1 protein-coding gene and 1 tRNA gene are annotated in these 1,276 nt (G+C 43.6%); both read left to right on the plus strand.

Features of this window, described 5'->3' with window-relative positions:
- Positions 1-137 precede the first annotated feature (137 nt).
- Complete coding sequence (locus tag QZL69_RS10820; protein ID WP_022215223.1) at positions 138-1,025, plus strand: LysR family transcriptional regulator; 888 nt, start codon at positions 138-140, stop codon at positions 1,023-1,025.
- A 126-nt stretch (positions 1,026-1,151) separates the two neighbouring features.
- Positions 1,152-1,225, plus strand: a tRNA-Arg gene (locus tag QZL69_RS10825).
- Positions 1,226-1,276 lie beyond the last annotated feature (51 nt).

Consider the following 1,276-nt stretch of genomic DNA (forward strand, 5'->3'; position numbering starts at 1 on the left):
GAGAAAGTTTTGCTGATTTTGCATAAAAATACGATTGACGTCTTCGTGAGTGTATTGTATCATCAACATATAAATGAAGCAAATTCATAGTATTTATGATATAGTTGAAAATTTTTCATAATAAGAGGGAGGGCGTCATGGAGATCCGTCAGGTGCAGTCTTTTGTTCATGTTGCGAGACTTGGAAGTTTTTCCAGGGCAGCGGAGACTATGGGATATTCACAGTCTGCCATTACGGTCCAGATCCGGCTTCTGGAGGAAGAACTCGGCACGAAACTGTTTGACCGTATGGGTAAGAAAGTCAGCCTTACGCCGCAGGGGAAGCGTTTCCTGGAGCATGCCAGCCGTATCCTTTATGAAATGAACAGGACGATAATGGCGATGAATGAGGACAGGGAGCTTGAGAATCCGCTTCATATTGGTACGATCGAATCTCTGTGCACAGCGAAGTTTCCACGTATCCTGAGCCAGTTTCATACGCTTTATCCGAAGGTGAACATACAGATCACGCTGGATTCACCGGAGAAGCTGATCCGTATGATGGAGCACAATGAACTGGATCTTATCTATATCCTGGACACGCCGCGCTGGAATAAGGAATGGATCAAGGTCATGGAGGCAGCAGAGCCGATCGTTTTTGTTGCATCTGTAAATTCTGAATTTGCATTGAGGAAAGAAATGGTGCTTCAGGATATCCTGGGAGAACCTTTTTTTCTGACGGAAAAAAATGCGAACTACAGGCAGGCGCTGGATCAGCATCTTGCGCTTGAGAACCGCACGCTGGATCCTGTCCTTGAGATCAGCGATACGGAATTTATCATTAAGATGGTGGAGCGAAATGACGGACTTTCGTTCCTTCCATATTTTGCAGTGGAGAAATATATCCGCAGCGGCCGGATTACCATGCTTGACGTGACCGACATTGATATCTCCATGTACCGCCAGATCTTCTATCATAAGAACAAGTACAAAACCCGCGAAATGAGCGAATTCATCCGCCTCATAACCGAGTCCGAAAATGCCTGAAATGCACCTTCAAAATATAAAAATAAAAAAAATAAATTTTTTTCAAAAAAAGTGTTGACAAAATGACAGCTATACTATAAAATACATTTTGTTGTGAGCGACAAGTACTCACAAAACAAAAGAGATGTGCGTTTAGCTCAGCTGGATAGAGCGTTTGGCTACGGACCAAAAGGTCGGGGGTTCGAATCCTCTAACGCACGCTAATTTAAGAAGCTGGAAACCTTGAAAAATCAATGGTTTCCGGCTTCTTT

Origin of the sequence: Blautia sp. CAG:237 (assembly GCF_000436615.1) — a bacterium.
Taxonomy (GTDB): Bacteria; Bacillota; Clostridia; order Lachnospirales; family Lachnospiraceae; genus Blautia_A; species Blautia_A intestinihominis.